This window comes from Pseudomonas sp. S2_C11 (assembly GCF_054668395.1).
Map to the genome: position 1 here is coordinate 3,685,020 of NZ_CP162765.1, position 15,805 is coordinate 3,700,824.

Annotated in this window: 15 protein-coding genes; 1 reads left to right on the plus strand and 14 read right to left on the minus strand. The window is 60.9% G+C overall.

Features of this window, described 5'->3' with window-relative positions:
* Window positions 1-70: 70 nt before the first annotated feature.
* The 14 genes from AB4N48_RS16650 to flhA form a co-directional block, all read right to left on the minus strand.
* Window positions 71-466, minus strand: a complete 396-nt coding sequence (locus tag AB4N48_RS16650) for a DUF2802 domain-containing protein (protein WP_016771049.1) — start codon at window positions 464-466, stop codon at window positions 71-73.
* A 1-nt stretch (window position 467) separates the two neighbouring features.
* Window positions 468-953, minus strand: a complete 486-nt coding sequence (locus AB4N48_RS16655; RefSeq protein WP_016771050.1) for a chemotaxis protein CheW — start codon at window positions 951-953, stop codon at window positions 468-470.
* A gap of 90 nt (window positions 954-1,043) precedes the next feature.
* A complete protein-coding gene (locus AB4N48_RS16660) occupies window positions 1,044-1,997 on the minus strand; it encodes a CheW domain-containing protein (protein WP_305382452.1) in 954 nt (317 codons plus the stop codon).
* A 91-nt stretch (window positions 1,998-2,088) separates the two neighbouring features.
* Window positions 2,089-2,877, minus strand: a complete 789-nt coding sequence (locus tag AB4N48_RS16665; protein WP_024012121.1) for a ParA family protein — start codon at window positions 2,875-2,877, stop codon at window positions 2,089-2,091.
* A 43-nt stretch (window positions 2,878-2,920) separates the two neighbouring features.
* Complete coding sequence (motD, locus tag AB4N48_RS16670) at window positions 2,921-3,811, minus strand: flagellar motor protein MotD (protein ID WP_016771054.1); 891 nt, start codon at window positions 3,809-3,811, stop codon at window positions 2,921-2,923.
* Window positions 3,812-3,823: 12 nt separating this feature from the next.
* Window positions 3,824-4,564, minus strand: coding sequence for a flagellar motor protein (locus AB4N48_RS16675; protein ID WP_016771055.1), 741 nt, complete (start codon window positions 4,562-4,564; stop codon window positions 3,824-3,826).
* Complete coding sequence (locus AB4N48_RS16680) at window positions 4,564-5,709, minus strand: protein-glutamate methylesterase/protein-glutamine glutaminase (protein WP_056783833.1); 1,146 nt, start codon at window positions 5,707-5,709, stop codon at window positions 4,564-4,566. The genes AB4N48_RS16675 and AB4N48_RS16680 overlap by 1 nt, the downstream gene beginning before the upstream one ends.
* A 49-nt stretch (window positions 5,710-5,758) precedes the next feature.
* Window positions 5,759-8,044, minus strand: coding sequence for a chemotaxis protein CheA (locus AB4N48_RS16685; protein ID WP_150636672.1), 2,286 nt, complete (start codon window positions 8,042-8,044; stop codon window positions 5,759-5,761).
* Window positions 8,045-8,097: 53 nt separating this feature from the next.
* Entirely contained in the window at window positions 8,098-8,886 is a 789-nt protein-coding gene (locus tag AB4N48_RS16690) for a protein phosphatase CheZ (protein WP_016771058.1), read from the minus strand.
* Window positions 8,887-8,904: 18 nt separating this feature from the next.
* Entirely contained in the window at window positions 8,905-9,276 is a 372-nt protein-coding gene (locus tag AB4N48_RS16695) for a chemotaxis response regulator CheY (RefSeq protein ID WP_024012118.1), read from the minus strand.
* Window positions 9,277-9,443: 167 nt separating this feature from the next.
* Window positions 9,444-10,184, minus strand: a complete 741-nt coding sequence (fliA, locus tag AB4N48_RS16700) for an RNA polymerase sigma factor FliA (RefSeq protein ID WP_016771059.1) — start codon at window positions 10,182-10,184, stop codon at window positions 9,444-9,446.
* Complete coding sequence (gene fleN / locus AB4N48_RS16705; protein WP_016771060.1) at window positions 10,181-11,011, minus strand: flagellar synthesis regulator FleN; 831 nt, start codon at window positions 11,009-11,011, stop codon at window positions 10,181-10,183. Before fleN ends, fliA begins: the two co-directional genes overlap by 4 nt.
* Window positions 11,012-11,127: 116 nt before the next feature.
* Window positions 11,128-12,468: a flagellar biosynthesis protein FlhF gene (gene flhF / locus AB4N48_RS16710; protein ID WP_024012117.1), complete on the minus strand. Its 1,341-nt coding sequence runs from the start codon at window positions 12,466-12,468 to the stop codon at window positions 11,128-11,130.
* A gap of 11 nt (window positions 12,469-12,479) precedes the next feature.
* Window positions 12,480-14,609 carry a flagellar biosynthesis protein FlhA gene (flhA, locus tag AB4N48_RS16715; RefSeq protein WP_460093988.1) on the minus strand — a complete coding sequence of 710 codons (2,130 nt, stop codon included), beginning with the start codon at window positions 14,607-14,609 and terminating at the stop codon, window positions 12,480-12,482.
* A 623-nt stretch (window positions 14,610-15,232) separates the two neighbouring features.
* Here flhA and AB4N48_RS16720 point away from each other — a divergent pair.
* Window positions 15,233-15,592: a DUF6124 family protein gene (locus AB4N48_RS16720; protein ID WP_217850644.1), complete on the plus strand. Its 360-nt coding sequence runs from the start codon at window positions 15,233-15,235 to the stop codon at window positions 15,590-15,592.
* Window positions 15,593-15,805: the final 213 nt, after the last annotated feature.

Genomic DNA, 15,805 nt, shown 5'->3' on the forward strand with positions numbered 1-15,805 from the left:
ACGAGATTTATGCAGGCGCTGCCTCCGATGCGATCTTTTGATCTTGCTTGCCGCTTGAAGCTTGAAGCCCCTAGCTGCCCTTGTGCAACTTGCGCATCAACTCCGCCTCAGCCTGGGTCAAGCCGCACGACTGAGTCAGTTCATCGACGCTGGCGCCCATGCCCACCAGTTTCGCCGCTTGGGCGAATGACAGGCTCGACGGGTCGCGTTGTTCCAGTGCAACGATCTTGTCCGGCAACGGGCTTACCACCGCGCGCAACTCGTGCAGGGCCTCGCCCATGCGCACGTTGCCGTTCTGGTAATCGTCGACGCGTTTGGCCAGTTCCTTGATGCGCTGATCACGCAGCGCATCACCCTGGGCCTGCTGTGCAGCGATCACTCGCTGCGCCTTGATGTACGAGACGAACATCGCCAGCGTGCCGGCCCAGAACAGGAACAGAACAATTACCGCAACCTCGAGAATCAAATCAGATGCTCTCCAGTTCCGACCATTCTTCTTCGCTCATCATCTTGTCCAGCTCGACCAGAATCAGCAGTTCGTTGTTCTTGTTGCACACGCCCTGAATGAACTTGGCCGATTCTTCGTTACCGACGTTCGGCGCGGTTTCGATTTCCGACTGACGCAGGTAAACCACTTCGGCCACGCTGTCGACCATGATGCCAACGACTTGCTTGTCGGCTTCGATGATCACGATACGGGTGTTGTCGCTGATCTCGCCGCTGTGCAGGCCGAAGCGCTGACGGGTGTCGATCACGGTGACCACGTTACCGCGCAGGTTGATGATGCCCAGCACGTAGCTCGGTGCACCCGGCACCGGCGCGATCTCGGTGTAGCGCAGCACTTCCTGCACGCGCATCACGTTGATGCCGTAGGTTTCGTTATCCAGTTTGAAGGTCACCCATTGCAGGATCGGATCTTCAGAACCTTTTGCATTCGACGCCTGACTACTCATACCCTGACCCCTCGAAAAAACCGCCCCGGGCGGTGTGTGTTCTGTGTGGTGGCATTGGAAAATGCCATCGCCTGATTGTTATGTCGGCTGCTATGTCGGTTTATGTAGCGGCTTGTTGCCACTCAAGTGCTTTGCCCCGCCGCTGGCGATCAACTCGGCCAGTGCGGATACGTCAAGCAATGCACACATGTGCTCGATCACGGTGCCGGCGAGCCATGGCCGCTGACCCCGGTGACTTCTCCATTTGATTTCATTCGGGTCCAGGCGCAACGAGCGGCTGACCTGATGCACCGCCAGCCCCCACTCGTAACCTTGTACCGAAATCACGTATTGCAGGCCCTGCCGGAAGTCATCGCGGTAACGGTCCGGCATGACCCAGCGCGCGGTGTCCAAAACTTTCAGGTTGCCAGCCTGGCTCGGCAGAATGCCGAGGAACCACTCCGGCTGACCAAACAGCGGCGTCAGCTCGTGGCCGGCCAGCGAATAGATCGAGCCGAGGCACACCAGCGGCACCGCCAGGGTCAGCCCGGCAACGTCGAACAGCAAGCATTCGAAAGCATCGGCAGCCCAGGCCGGACGGCCATCGGGCTCGACCGGTGGCGGCGGGTTGTTCGGTGGCAGATGCACTTCGACCAGCGGCGGGACCAGCACCTTCGGCTCCGCAATCTGCGGCGCGGGTTCTGGCTCCGGCTCGGGTTCCGGCACGGTCAATAATTGCGTTTGCAGCAGCGGCGCCAAGGTCGACAGCGGCGCGCGCGGTTCGTCGATCAGCGCGACTGGCGCTTTGGCCACGGGGGCAGCAGCGGGCGCGGTAATCGGAGCGACGGATTTCTGCGCGTCGCGGGCCTGTTCTTCCAGCACGGCGGCCTGGAACTCGTCCATGGCCTCGGTGCTTTCCACCACTTCAGGCTGCGCCTGTTCGACGACTGGCGGCAGCGCTTCGACCGGCGCAGGCAAGTCCTCGGGCAGGTCGAGCAACAGGTCTTCCAGATAGGACTGCAAGGCCTGTTGCGGACGTGACGTGAGTTTCACTGGGCGGTTCATCGGTGATCAACGCCAGGCAGGGAAACCGCGTCGTCTGCTTCGCGAGCAGGCTCGCTCCCACAGGGTTCGGGCAAGCGAATAAAGATCATGCTCAGGCCACCTGCGGAACAAGTTGCTGCGCGAGCAGGTGCTTGAGCAGCGCGCGGTAGGCCAGCACGCCACGGCTCTTGCCGTCGAATTGCGAAGGCGTGACGCCCGCCCGGCTGGCGTCGCGCAGACGAGTATCGACCGGGATGTAGCCGTGCCAGATGTCGTCGGGAAATTTGTCACGCAGCACGCGCAAGGTGCCCATCGACGCCTGCGTGCGGCGGTCGAACAGGGTCGGCACGATGCTGAACGGCAACGGCTGTTTGCGCGAACGATTGATCATCGCCAGGGTGTTGACCATGCGCTCCAGACCTTTCACGGCCAGGTGCTCGGTCTGTACCGGGATCACCAGTTGCTGGCTCGCCGCGAGGGCGTTGACCATCAGCACACCGAGCAACGGCGGGCTGTCGATGATCGCGTAATCGAAGTCCTGCCACAATTGCGCCAGACTCTTGGCGATCACCAGGCCCAAGCCACTCTGCCCCGGCGACTGTCGCTCAAGGGTGGCCAGTGCGGTGCTCGATGGCAGCAGGGAAATGCGTTCGTCGCTGGTCGACAACAGCAACTGCCCCGGCAGGCCTTGCGGCACGCTGCCCTTGTGCAGAAACAGGTCGTAGTTACTGTGCTCCAGGCTGTCGGGGTCGTAGCCGAAATAGCTGGTCATCGAGCCGTGCGGGTCGAGATCGACCACAACCACGCGCTTGCCCGCCTCGGCCAGCAATCCGGCTAAAGCGATGGAGGATGTGGTTTTACCAACACCACCCTTTTGATTGGCGACTGCCCAGACTCTCATTCAGTTCGTTCCTCCCGGCCAGGTTGATTGGCCGAGACATGCTTCAGCGTGTTAATGCGGGCGACGGAGAATTGACGGCACTCTCGCGTCCCGGCGTCTTGACCGGGGTCGGTGCAGTTTGTGTGCCAGCGCGCTTCAACGCCGCGTCCGGTTGCGCATTGGCGGTTCCGGTGCCCGTCAGGCTGCGGCGCACATCAAGATTGCGCGACACCACCAGCACCACGCGACGGTTCTTCGCCCGGCCTTCGACCGTGGCGTTGTTGGCCACCGGCTGGAATTCGCCGTAGCCCACCGACGCCAGTCGCCCAGGGTTTACGCCCTGCATGGCGAGCATCCGCACGATGCTCGCCGAGCGCGCCGAGGACAGTTCCCAGTTGGTCGGGTACTGCGCGGTGCGGATCGGTTGATCGTCGGTGAAGCCTTCGACGTGGATCGGGTTGTCGAACGGTTTGAGGATCGCCGCGACCTTGTCGATGATGTTGAACGCGATGTCGCTCGGCATGGCGTCGCCGCTGCCAAACAACAGGCTGGAATTGAGCTCGATCTCGACCCACAACTCGTTGCCGCGCACGGTCATCTGGTTGGAGCTGATCAAGTCACCGAACGCGGCGCTGATGTCATCGGCGATGCTTTTCAGCGGATCGCTGGCCCCGGATATACCGGCGTCGACCTGCTCGGCATCCTTGACCAGCGGCTTGGCCGGGGTCACGGTTTTCGGTCGTTCGTCGCCGATCGGAATCGGTTTTAGCGAGCGATCGGAGTCGGTAAACACGCCGATCAGCGCTTCGGAAATGACTTTGTATTTGCCTTCGTTGATCGACGAGATCGAGTACATCACCACGAAAAACGCGAACAGCAAAGTGATGAAATCCGCGTAGGACACGAGCCAGCGCTCGTGATTGACGTGTTCTTCCTGGTGGCGACGACGAGCCATGAGGTTATTCCCTTAGTCCATGAAGCCTTGCAGCTTCAACTCAATGGAACGAGGGTTTTCACCTTCGGCGATCGACAGAATTCCTTCCAGCAACATTTCGCGATAACGCGACTGCCGCAACGCGATGGACTTGAGCTTGGCCGCGACCGGCAAGAGGATCAGGTTGGCACTGGCCACGCCATAGATGGTCGCGACGAACGCCACGGCAATGCCGTTGCCCAGTTGCGACGGATCAGCGAGGTTGCCCATCACGTGAATCAGGCCCATCACCGCACCGATGATGCCAATGGTCGGCGCGTAGCCGCCCATGCTTTCGAACACCTTGGCCGCTTCGATGTCGCGGGATTCCTGGGTGTAGAAATCCACTTCGAGAATGCTGCGAATGGCTTCCGGCTCGGCGCCGTCGACCAGCAGTTGCAAACCCTTGCGCGAGTAGCTGTCAGGTTCAGCGTCGGCCACGCCTTCGAGGCCGAGCAAGCCTTCCTTGCGCGCCGTAAGGCTCCAATTGACCACGCGGTCGATGCCGCCGGCCAGATCGACACGCGGCGGAAAGAAGATCCAGCCGAGAATCTGCATGGCGCGCTTGAACGCACTCATCGGCGATTGCAGCAGCGCAGCACCGACCGTGCCGCCCAGCACGATCAGCGCTGCCGGGCCGTTGGCCAGCGCGCCGAGGTGACCGCCTTCAAGGTAGTTGCCGCCGATGATGGCGACGAACGCCATGATGAGGCCGATTAGGCTGAGAACATCCATCAGATACACGCCTCGACGATGTGCTTGCCGATGTCGTCCAGACCATACACGGCATCAGCCAGATCGGCTTTGACGATGGCCATCGGCATGCCGTAGATCACGCAGCTTGCTTCGTCCTGCGCCCACACCGAACTGCCGCCCTGCTTGAGCAGACGCGCGCCTTCGCGGCCGTCGGCGCCCATGCCGGTCAGCACCACTGCCAGAACTTTGTCACCGTAAGACTTGGCTGCAGAACCGAAGGTGATGTCCACGCACGGCTTGTAATTCAGACGCTCGTCACCCGGCAAAATTTTCACCGCGCCACGGCCGTCGATCATCATCTGCTTGCCACCCGGCGCCAGCAGCGCCAGGCCCGGACGCAGGATGTCGCCATCCTCGGCTTCCTTGACGCTGATACGGCAGAGCTTGTCGAGACGTTCGGCAAACGCTTTGGTGAACGCCGCCGGCATATGCTGGATCAGCACGATCGGCGCCGGGAAGTTCGCCGGCAACTGCGTCAGTACGCGTTGCAGCGCGACCGGGCCACCCGTCGAGGTGCCGATGGCAACCAGTTTGTAGGCTTTGCGTTTCGGTGCCGGCGACGAAGCGCTGGCAGCGGATGCGCGAGCAGGCGCTGGCGCAGGTGCCGGACGTGCCGGGACAGGGCTGCTGTGGCTCGTGTGGCTGCCGTAGCTCGACGCTGCCGGAGCAGGCGTCGGCGCTGGCGCAGCGGCGGGAGCCGGCGCGCTGTAGGCACTGAAACGACGATTGCTGCGCGAGATGCTGTGGACTTTCTCGCACAGCAGCTGCTTGACCTTCTCGGGGTTGCGCGAGATGTCTTCGAAATTCTTCGGCAGGAAATCCACCGCGCCGGCGTCCAGCGCATCGAGGGTTACCCGCGCGCCTTCATGCGTCAGCGAGGAGAACATCAACACCGGGGTCGGGCAGCGCTGCATGATGTGCCGCACTGCCGTGATGCCGTCCATCATCGGCATCTCGTAGTCCATGGTGATCACGTCAGGCTTGAGGGCCATGGCCTGATCGATCGCCTCTTTACCGTTGGTGGCCGTGCCGACCACCTGGATGCTCGGATCCGCCGAAAGAATTTCCGAGACGCGGCGGCGGAAAAAACCCGAATCGTCCACCACCAGGACTTTGACTGCCATAAACACTCCATTAGGTGCAGCGGCGCGTCATCGCGCCGCCGCCCCGGATTCAAATACGCTTTGTGGCGTAACGCTTGAGCATGCTTGGAACATCGAGAATCAGCGCAATGCGGCCGTCACCGGTGATGGTGGCGCCGGACATGCCCGGAGTTCCCTGGAGCATTTTGCCCAATGGCTTGATGACCACTTCTTCCTGACCGACCAGTTGATCGACGACGAAGCCGATGCGCTGAGTGCCCACCGAAAGAATCACCACATGGCCTTCGCGCTGCTCTTCGTGAGCGGCGGAGCTGACCAGCCAGCGCTTGAGGTAGAACAATGGCAGCGCCTTGTCGCGCACGATCACCACTTCCTGACCGTCGACGACGTTGGTGGTCGACAGGTCGAGGTGGAAGATTTCGTTGACGTTGACCAGCGGGAACGCAAACGCCTGATTGCCCAGCATGACCATCAGCGTCGGCATGATCGCCAGGGTCAGCGGCACCTTGATGACGATCTTCGAGCCTTGGCCCTTGGTCGAGTAGATGTTGATCGAACCGTTGAGCTGGGAAATCTTGGTCTTCACCACGTCCATGCCGACACCACGGCCGGACACGTCGGAGATCTCGGTCTTGGTCGAGAAACCCGGGGCGAAAATCAGGTTGTAGCACTCGGTATCGCTCAGGCGATCGGCGGCGTCCTTGTCCATCACACCGCGTTTTACCGCGATCGAACGCAGGACGTTCGGGTCCATGCCTTTGCCGTCGTCGGAGATCGACAGCAGGATGTGGTCGCCTTCCTGCTCGGCCGCCAGCACCACGCGACCGCCACGGGCCTTGCCCGATGCTTCGCGTTCTTCCGGCGACTCGATGCCGTGGTCGACGGCGTTGCGCACCAAGTGGACCAGCGGGTCGGCGAGGGCCTCGACAAGGTTTTTGTCGAGGTCGGTTTCTTCGCCCACCAGTTCCAGGTTGATCTCTTTCTTGAGCTGACGCGCGAGGTCGCGAACCAGGCGCGGGAAGCGCCCGAAGACCTTCTTGATCGGCTGCATCCGCGTTTTCATCACGGCGGTCTGCAGGTCAGCGGTGACCACGTCGAGGTTCGACACGGCCTTGGACATGGCTTCGTCGCCGCTGTTGAGGCCCAGGCGCACCAGACGGTTACGCACCAGCACCAGCTCGCCGACCATGTTCATGATCTCGTCGAGCCGCGCGGTGTCGACGCGCACGGTGGTTTCCGCTTCGCTGGCCGGCTTTTCTGCCGGGGCAGCAGCTGGCGCACGGGCCGGAGCCGGTGCAGCAGCGGCGGCCGGTTTCGGCGCCTCGGCTTTCGGTTCAGGCTTGGCGGCAGGCTTCGGCGCAGCAGCGGCAGCCGGAGCTTTCGCCGTTGGCGTGGCGACGCTCGACACGGAGCCGGCAGTCGCAGCGCTGGCGTCAAACTTGCCTTTGCCGTGCAATTCGTCGAGCAGCGATTCGAATTCGTGATCGCTGATCAGATCACTGCCGGCCGCAGCGGCTGCCGGTGCAGCAGGTGCTGACGGGGCCGAAGCGATGGCCGATTCCAGCGCGTCAACGGCGAAGTTGCCCTTGCCGTGCAACTGATCGAGCAAGGCTTCGAATTCGTCGTCGGTGATGTCCGAGCTGTCACCCGCAGCAGGCGCGGCCGGAGCAGCCGGCGCTGCTGGTGCCGCCGGAGCGACCGCATCGACAGCAAACTGGCCCTTGCCGTGCAGCTGATCGAGCAGCGATTCAAATTCGGCGTCGGTGATTTCATCGCTCGCCGCCGTGTCGGCAACCGGCGCGGGCGCCACAGCAGCGGCCGGAGCCTCGGCCTGGGCCTTGACGGCATTCAGCGAGTCCAGCAGTTGTTCGAATTCGTTATCGGTGATGTCGTCCGAGGAGTCGCTTTCAACGACCAGTTCTTCGATCATCTCGGCAACCGGCGAAGCCGGGGCTTCATCCGCCGATTGCGGTTCGGCCAGACGCGCCAGTGCGGCCAGCAGTTCCGGCGTGGCAGCGGTGATCGGTGCACGCTCACGGACTTCGCTGAACATGCTGTTCACCGCGTCCAGTGCTTCGAGCACCACGTCCATCAGTTCTGCATCAACGCGACGCTCACCCTTGCGCAGGATGTCGAAGACGTTTTCGGCGATGTGACAGCACTCCACCAGCTCATTGAGCTGAAGGAAGCCGGCGCCCCCTTTTACAGTGTGGAAACCGCGAAAAATTGCATTGAGCAGATCTGCATCATCCGGACGGCTTTCCAGCTCGACCAGTTGTTCGGACAGTTGCTCAAGAATCTCGCCGGCCTCAACCAGGAAATCCTGAAGGATCTCTTCATCGGCGCCGAAGCTCATTAATGGGGTGCTCCTACAGGTCTAAAAACCCAAAAAACCCGAATTCCGAAACTCTAGAATCCAAGGCTGGATAACAAATCGTCCACATCGTCCTGACCGGACACAACGTCTTCTCGTTTATCGGCATGAATCTGCGGACCTTCACCCTGCGAGAGATGTTTTTGTGGATCTTTTTCAGCAAGCATTGCGGCGCGGTCATGTTCGATGCCCGCAAAGCGGTCGACCTGACTGGCCATGAGCACGAGTTTGAGCAGATTGCTTTCGACTTCGGTGACCAGCTGGGTCACACGCTTGATCACTTGACCTGTGAGGTCCTGGTAATCCTGAGCCAGCAGGATGTCGTTGAGGTTGCTCGACACCGCACGGTTGTCCGTGCTGCTGCGTGACAGAAAACCGTCGACCCGGCGCGCCAGTTCACGGAACTCTTCAGCCCCGACCTCGCGACGCATGAAGCGGCCCCAATCGGCGCTCAACGTCTGCGCTTCATCAGCCAGACTGTTGACCACCGGCGTGGCGCTTTCCACCAGATCCATGGTGCGGTTGGCCGCGGCTTCCGTCAGCTTGACCACATAGCCCAGGCGTTCGGTGGCGTCGGTGATTTGCGACACTTCCTCGGCCTGCGGCATGTGCGGATCGATCTGGAAATTGACGATCGCACTGTGCAGTTCACGTGTGAGCTTGCCCACTTCCTGATACAGGCCGCGGTCACGGGTCTGATTGAGCTCATGGATCAGTTGCACCGCGTCGCCGAACTTGCCTTTTTCAAGGCTCTCGACCAGTTCGACCGCGTGTTTTTTCAGGGTCGATTCGAAATCGCCCTGTGATGATTCGTTATGCTCCATAGCTCCCCCGCGCATTCATCAGCCGATGCGTTCGAAAATCTTCTCGATTTTGTCTTTCAACGCTTGAGCCGTGAAAGGTTTGACTACGTAACCGTTCACACCGGCCTGAGCGGCCTCGATGATCTGCTCGCGCTTGGCTTCAGCAGTCACCATCAACACCGGGAGGTGCTTGAGTTTCTCATCGGCGCGCACGTGACGCAGCAGGTCGATACCGGTCATGCCCGGCATGTTCCAGTCCGTTACCAGAAAGTCGATGCTGCCGCTGTTGAGCACCGGAATGGCAGTGGTGCCATCGTCGGCCTCGACGGTGTTGGTGAACCCAAGATCGCGCAGCAGGTTCTTGATGATCCGCCGCATCGTTGAGAAGTCATCAACGATGAGGATTTTCATGTCTTTGTTCAATTCGACCTCCAAGCAGTCTTAAACGCGCCCAGCACCTGGACGCGCCACTTCAATCAATCGGCGCAGCACTTAAAGTTTGTCTGGAGCACAACGGATCGAGACCGGCGCCGCTTATCACCGCACCAGCCTCGTTTCGCAGTGTCCCCACACTGCCTTCAGCGCGCTCGCCACTCCCCCAAACGCCCCCGCAGACGGGCCGCGCACTGGCTGTGTAACTGGCTGACCCGCGATTCACTGACGCCAAGGACTTCACCGATTTCCTTGAGGTTCAGCTCTTCGTCGTAGTACAGCGCCAACACCAGTCGCTCACGCTCCGGCAAATTGGCAATCGCGTCCGCCAGCGCCGCCTGAAAGCGTTCATCTTCCAGATCGCGTGACGGCTCCATATGAGCACTGGCGCCATCCTCGTGCAGCCCTTCGTGTTCGCCGTCCTGCAAGAGGTCGTCGAAACTGAACAGGCGACTGCCCAAGGTGTCATTCAGAATCCCGTAGTAATCGTCGAGACTCAATTGGAGTTCGGCCGCAACCTCGTGATCTTTAGCGTCACGGCCGGTTTTAGCTTCAATCGAGCGAATCGCGTCGCTGACCATCCTGGTATTACGGTGAACCGAGCGTGGTGCCCAATCCCCTTTGCGCACTTCATCGAGCATCGCGCCGCGGATTCGAATGCCCGCGTACGTTTCGAAACTGGCGCCTTTGCTGGCGTCGTATTTGGTCGAGACTTCCAGCAAACCGATCATCCCGGCCTGGATCAGGTCTTCGACCTGCACGCTGGCCGGCAGGCGCGCCAGCAAGTGATAGGCAATGCGCTTGACCAGTGGCGCGTAACGCTCGATCAATTCGTATTGCGCGTCACGCGCCGACTTTTTGTAAAGATTCATGCCACTGGCGGTCATATCACAGGCCCTGCGGTTTGCTGCACGAGACGCTCGACGAAAAATTCCAGATGCCCGCGCGGGTTGGCGGGCAGCGGCCAGGTATCGACCTTCTGGGCGATGGCTTTGAAGGCCAGTGCGCACTTGGAACGGGGAAAGGCTTCGTAGACGGCGCGCTGCTTCTGCACTGCCTTGCGCACGCTTTCGTCGTATGGCACGGCGCCGACGTATTGTAGGGCGACGTCGAGGAAGCGATCCGTGACCTTGGTCAACTTGGCGAACAGGTTGCGCCCTTCTTGCGGGCTCTGCGCCATGTTGGCCAGCACGCGGAAGCGGTTCATGCCGTAGTCGCGGTTGAGCAACTTGATCAGCGCGTAAGCGTCGGTGATCGAAGTCGGCTCGTCGCAGACCACCAGCAACACCTCTTGCGCGGCACGAACGAAACTGACTACCGAGTCACCAATACCCGCAGCGGTGTCGATCACCAGCACGTCGAGATTGTCGCCGATGTCGCTGAACGCCTGGATCAGGCCGGCATGTTGCGCCGGGCTCAGGTGCACCATGCTCTGCGTGCCGGAGGCCGCCGGCACGATGCGAATCCCGCCCGGGCCTTGCAACAGCACGTCGCGCAGTTCGCAACGGCCTTCGATAACGTCGGCCAGTGTGCGCTTGGGTGTCAGCCCCAGCAGAACGTCGACGTTCGCCAGGCCCAGGTCGGCGTCCAGCAGCATGACCCGACGGCCAAGCTCTGCCAGCGCCAGCGACAAGTTCACTGACACGTTAGTCTTGCCGACGCCACCTTTGCCGCCGGTCACCGCGATCACCTGTACGGGATGCATGCTGCCCATGTTATTTCTTTACCTTGTCTTGCATAGACGGAGGCCACATTACTGGCTGCGCGTTCCTGATCGGAACAATGCGTGGCAGACCATCGATGTAGGTACAAAAACTGTTCATGATTACCTCAGCCAACCTGCTTGGTCGGGCTGTGATAGATATCAGCGAACATGTCAGCCATGGCTTCTTCGCTGGGTTCTTCCTGCATTTGCACGCTGACGGCGCGGCTGACCAGTTGATGACGGCGCGGCAGATGCAGATCATCCGGAATCCGTGGGCCATCGGTCAGATACGCGACCGGCAATTCATGACTGATCGCCAGGCTCAACACTTCGCCGAGACTGGCCGTTTCATCCAGTTTAGTCAGGATGCAGCCGGCCAGCCCGCAACGCTTGTAACTGTGATAAGCGGCGGTTAGAACCTGTTTCTGGCTGGTGGTTGCCAGGACCAGATAATTTTTTGAGCGAATGCCACGCCCGGCCAGGCTCTCAAGCTGCATGCGCAACGCCGGATCACTGGCTTGCAGGCCGGCAGTATCGATCAAAACCACGCGTTTGCGTAGCAGTGGATCCAATGCCTGCACCAGCGACTGACCCGGATCGACGTGCGTTACCGGCACGTTGAGGATGCGCCCGAGGGTTTTCAATTGTTCCTGCGCGCCGATGCGGAAGCTGTCCATGCTCACCAGCGCAACGTTCTGCGCGCCGTACTTGAGCACATAACGCGCGGCAAGCTTGGCCAGCGTGGTGGTCTTGCCCATGCCGGCGGGGCCGACCATGGCAATCACACCGCCCTCTTCCAGCGGCTCGACTTCCGGTACGGCAATCATCCGCGCCAGGTGCGCCAGCAGCATGCGCCAGGCCTGACGGGGTTCTTCGATATCGGTGATCATCGCCAACAGATCGCGCGACAGCGGGCCGGACAGGCCGATGCGCTGCAGACGGCGATACAGATTGGCCTGGGCCGGACGGCTGCCTTGCAGCTGATTCCAGGCCAGGGTGCCGAGCTGCACTTCCATCAGCTCGCGCAAGCTGTTCAATTCAAAACGCATCGAATCCAGTGCACGCGGATCGACACCCGCCGAGGCCTGCGCAGGCGCTGCGGCCGGGCGCGTCGGTGCGGCGTAGGTCGGCTCGCTCAGCGGTTCGGCAGCAGTCAGCGGCAGGCCTGCGGTCAACGGCAGCCCGGCGAACAACTGCTGATTGGTGTTGCCGTCGGCTTCGCCACGCAGGCTCAGCTCGGCCTGGGCGGTGACGATGCGCGACTGGGTCTTGCGCAGCTCGTCTTCGAGCTCCATGTTCGGAACCCGTGGCGCCAGCGCCGACAATTTGTAATCCAGAGCCGCCGTCAACTCGACGCCGCCGGCAATGCGGCGGTTGCCGATGATGGCGGCATCAGCGCCCAGCTCATCGCGAACCAGCTTCATGGCCTGACGCATATCGGCGGCGAAAAAACGCTTAACTTGCATAAACCACTACCTCAGCCGTTGGGCCCTACTGTCGCAACGATGGTCACTTGCTTGTTGTCCGGTACTTCCTGGTAGGCCAGTACATGCAGCCCTGGCACTGCGAGGCGGCCGAAACGCGAGAGCATCGCGCGAATCGGGCCGGCTACCAGCAGGATCACCGGTTGGCCTTGCATTTCCTGACGCTGGGCCGCTTCGATCAACGAACGTTGCAGCTTCTCGGCCATGCTCGGCTCCAGCAGAACGCCCTCTTCCGAGCCTTGTCCTGCCTTCTGCAGACTATTGAGCAATATCTGTTCCAACCTTGGTTCCAATGTGATTACAGGCAGCTCGGACTCAGTGCCTACAATGCTTTGGACGATTGCACGGGATACGCCGACCCGCACAGCGGCGACCAGCGCGGCGGTATCTTGACTCTTGGCAGCGTTGTTCGCGATCGCTTCGGCGATGCTGCGAATGTCGCGCACCGGCACGTGCTCGGCGAGCAGCGCTTGCAGGACCTTGAGCAACTGCGACAGCGAAACCACGCCCGGCACCAGCTCTTCCGCCAGTTTCGGCGAGCTCTTGGCCAGCAATTGCATGAGTTGCTGCACTTCCTCGTGGCCAATCAGCTCACTGGAGTGCTTGTACAGAATCTGGTTCAAGTGCGTGGCGACCACGGTGCTGGCGTCGACCACGGTGTAGCCGAGTGATTGCGCCTGGGCGCGCTGGCTGATTTCGATCCACACCGCCTCCAGGCCGAAAGCCGGATCTTTGGCGTTGATCCCGTTGAGCGAGCCATACACCTGGCCGGGGTTGATCGCCAGTTCGCGGTCCGGGTAGATCTCGGCCTCAGCGAGAATCACGCCCATCAGCGTCAAGCGATACGCGCTCGGCGCCAGATCAAGGTTGTCGCGGATGTGCACGGTCGGCATCAGGAAGCCCAGATCCTGCGAGAGCTTCTTGCGCACACCCTTGATCCGCGCGAGCAATTGCCCACCCTGATTGCGGTCTACCAGCGGAATCAGGCGATAGCCGACTTCGAGGCCGATCATGTCGATCGGCGTGACGTCGTCCCAGCCCAGCTCTTTGGTTTCCATGGCGCGGGCCGGCGACGGCAGCAGTTCCTGCTGACGCTTGACCTCTTCCAGCGCCACGACCTTGGCAACGTTCTGCTTTTTCCAGAACAGGTAAGCGCCGCCCGCAGCCAGCGCCGCCATACTCAGGAAGGAGAAGTGCGGCATGCCCGGCACAAGGCCCATCACCGCCATCAAACCAGCGGCCACGGCCAGTGCTTTCGGCGAGGCGAACATCTGGCGATTGATCTGCTTGCCCATGTCTTCCGAGCCGGAAGCGCGGGTCACCATGATCGCCGCTGCTGTAGATAACAACAGTGATGGCAATTGCGCCACTAAACCGTCACCGATGGTCAGCAAGGCGTAAACCTTGCCCGCATCGCCGAAGCTCATGCCGTGCTGGAAGATACCCACGGCCATGCCGCCGATGAGGTTGATGAACAGAATCAGCAGGCCGGCGATGGCGTCACCACGGACAAACTTGCTGGCACCGTCCATCGAACCGTAGAACTCCGCCTCCTGGGCGACTTCCTGACGGCGCGATTTGGCCTGGTTCTGGTCAATCACACCGGCGTTGAGGTCGGCGTCGATCGCCATTTGTTTGCCGGGCATCGCATCGAGGGTGAAGCGCGCGCTCACCTCGGAAATCCGCCCGGCACCCTTGGTCACCACGACGAAGTTGATGATCATGAGGATCGCGAAGACCACGATACCGACCACGTAGTTACCGCCGATCACCACCTCACCGAACGCCTGAATCACCTTACCGGCCGCGGCATGGCCGTCCTGACCGTGGAGCATTACCACCCGCGTCGAGGCCACGTTCAGCGCCAGTCGCAGCAACGTCGCCACCAGCAGAATCGTCGGGAACACGGCGAAATCCAGCGGCCGCAGCGCGTACACGCAGACCAGCAGGACGACGATGGACAGGGCAATGTTGAAGGTAAAGAAGACGTCGAGCAGGAACGGCGGTACCGGCAACATCATCATCGCCAGCATGACCAGCAGCAACAACGGCACGCCCAGATTGCCTCGACTGAGGTCGGCAACGTTGGTGCGTGCTGTATTGAATAACTGAGTGCGATCCACCGGTTTTCCCCGTTCCTTTAAAGCAAACTTTTGACGCCCCGAACGGGCGCAGGGCGGCTACTGCAAGAAGCTTTCCAACTTTTGCCGGGGAATGAAATAGAGCGGTTTTACTTGGGATTTATCGGCTGATTGGGCTGGCCCCTTCGCGAGCAGGCTCGCTCCCACAGTTTGACATGCATTCCCAATCGGACATTTGGAATACGGCCCCTGTGGGAGCGAGCCTGCTCGCGAAGAGGCCTTCGAATGCGGCGCATTTTTTTCGATTTAAACGAAGCTGTTTACAAGACACCAGCAGACACGGTCTCAAGGCTACAAATCCTTGCGCCATTGCCTACAGCCAAGCCAGAATCCGCCGGCTTGTGCACCTGGGGGTCGGATTCTATTGTGGTCCGGTCGCTGACGAATCAGCGATCGGGTTTAGCGACTCGAACTCAAGTCAAAGGTGCATCAGCGTTCCAGGCTTCGTTGCGGATCTGTATTTTCGCGATTTCGTCATGGTGGCTGTATGCGGGAGACCTTCGGGTCTGCCGGGTGCCTTTGACCGGTTCGCTAACCCGCGTACAGCCGCCACCCTCCCTGTTTAGCGACAGGTTGTCGCGGCTCCATTTCAAAGGAGCTTCACCATGATCAAACCAACACCCAACCCGCCCGAATCCGACCCCACCTCCCCCTACGAATCCCTCGATTCAAAAAAACTCCACGAAGCCGCCGATCGCGCCCTCGACCACTACCTCTGCCCACCCGGCTCGACCCCACCACCCTTCAGCCCCCGCGCCATGTACGCCGTCACCGCCGACACAAAAAACGAAGACCTGCTGGCCAACGCCTGCGAAACCCTCGCCTCGGCCAAAACCATCGCCCAGGAATTCGCCGGGCTGGTCAAACCATCGCAGCGCCGAACGCTGATGGGGATTGCGCAACTGATCATGCTCGGGGAACTGGCGGTAAATCGGGTGCTGGATAATCTGGAGTTGCCTGGATGATGCGGTTCGGCTGAGTGATTCGAGTGAGAGAGCCGGCCTTTTGGCGAGCAAGCGCGCTCCCACATTTTGATCTTCTTGGATGCAAATCTTGCAGCGGCTGAAGATCCTGTCGAGTGCAGCTTGCGCGAGCTAGGCCTCTCGGCGGCGCAGGAGCGCCCACTCCTTCAGCGATACCATTGGTCGGAAAACCGTCCCCACCTGTCAGATCTGACA

Coding starts and splice junctions, on each gene's coding strand:
- AB4N48_RS16655 (WP_016771050.1), bottom strand. CDS start 953: ATGAGTAGTCAGGCGTCGAATGCAAAAGGTTCTGAAGATCCGATCCTG.
- AB4N48_RS16660 (WP_305382452.1), bottom strand. CDS start 1,997: ATGAACCGCCCAGTGAAACTCACGTCACGTCCGCAACAGGCCTTGCAG.
- AB4N48_RS16665 (WP_024012121.1), bottom strand. CDS start 2,877: ATGAGAGTCTGGGCAGTCGCCAATCAAAAGGGTGGTGTTGGTAAAACC.
- motD (WP_016771054.1), bottom strand. CDS start 3,811: ATGGCTCGTCGTCGCCACCAGGAAGAACACGTCAATCACGAGCGCTGG.
- AB4N48_RS16675 (WP_016771055.1), bottom strand. CDS start 4,564: ATGGATGTTCTCAGCCTAATCGGCCTCATCATGGCGTTCGTCGCCATC.
- AB4N48_RS16680 (WP_056783833.1), bottom strand. CDS start 5,709: ATGGCAGTCAAAGTCCTGGTGGTGGACGATTCGGGTTTTTTCCGCCGC.
- AB4N48_RS16685 (WP_150636672.1), bottom strand. CDS start 8,044: ATGAGCTTCGGCGCCGATGAAGAGATCCTTCAGGATTTCCTGGTTGAG.
- AB4N48_RS16690 (WP_016771058.1), bottom strand. CDS start 8,886: ATGGAGCATAACGAATCATCACAGGGCGATTTCGAATCGACCCTGAAA.
- AB4N48_RS16695 (WP_024012118.1), bottom strand. CDS start 9,276: ATGAAAATCCTCATCGTTGATGACTTCTCAACGATGCGGCGGATCATC.
- fliA (WP_016771059.1), bottom strand. CDS start 10,184: ATGACCGCCAGTGGCATGAATCTTTACAAAAAGTCGGCGCGTGACGCG.
- fleN (WP_016771060.1), bottom strand. CDS start 11,011: ATGGGCAGCATGCATCCCGTACAGGTGATCGCGGTGACCGGCGGCAAA.
- flhF (WP_024012117.1), bottom strand. CDS start 12,468: ATGCAAGTTAAGCGTTTTTTCGCCGCCGATATGCGTCAGGCCATGAAG.
- AB4N48_RS16720 (WP_217850644.1), top strand. CDS start 15,233: ATGATCAAACCAACACCCAACCCGCCCGAATCCGACCCCACCTCCCCC.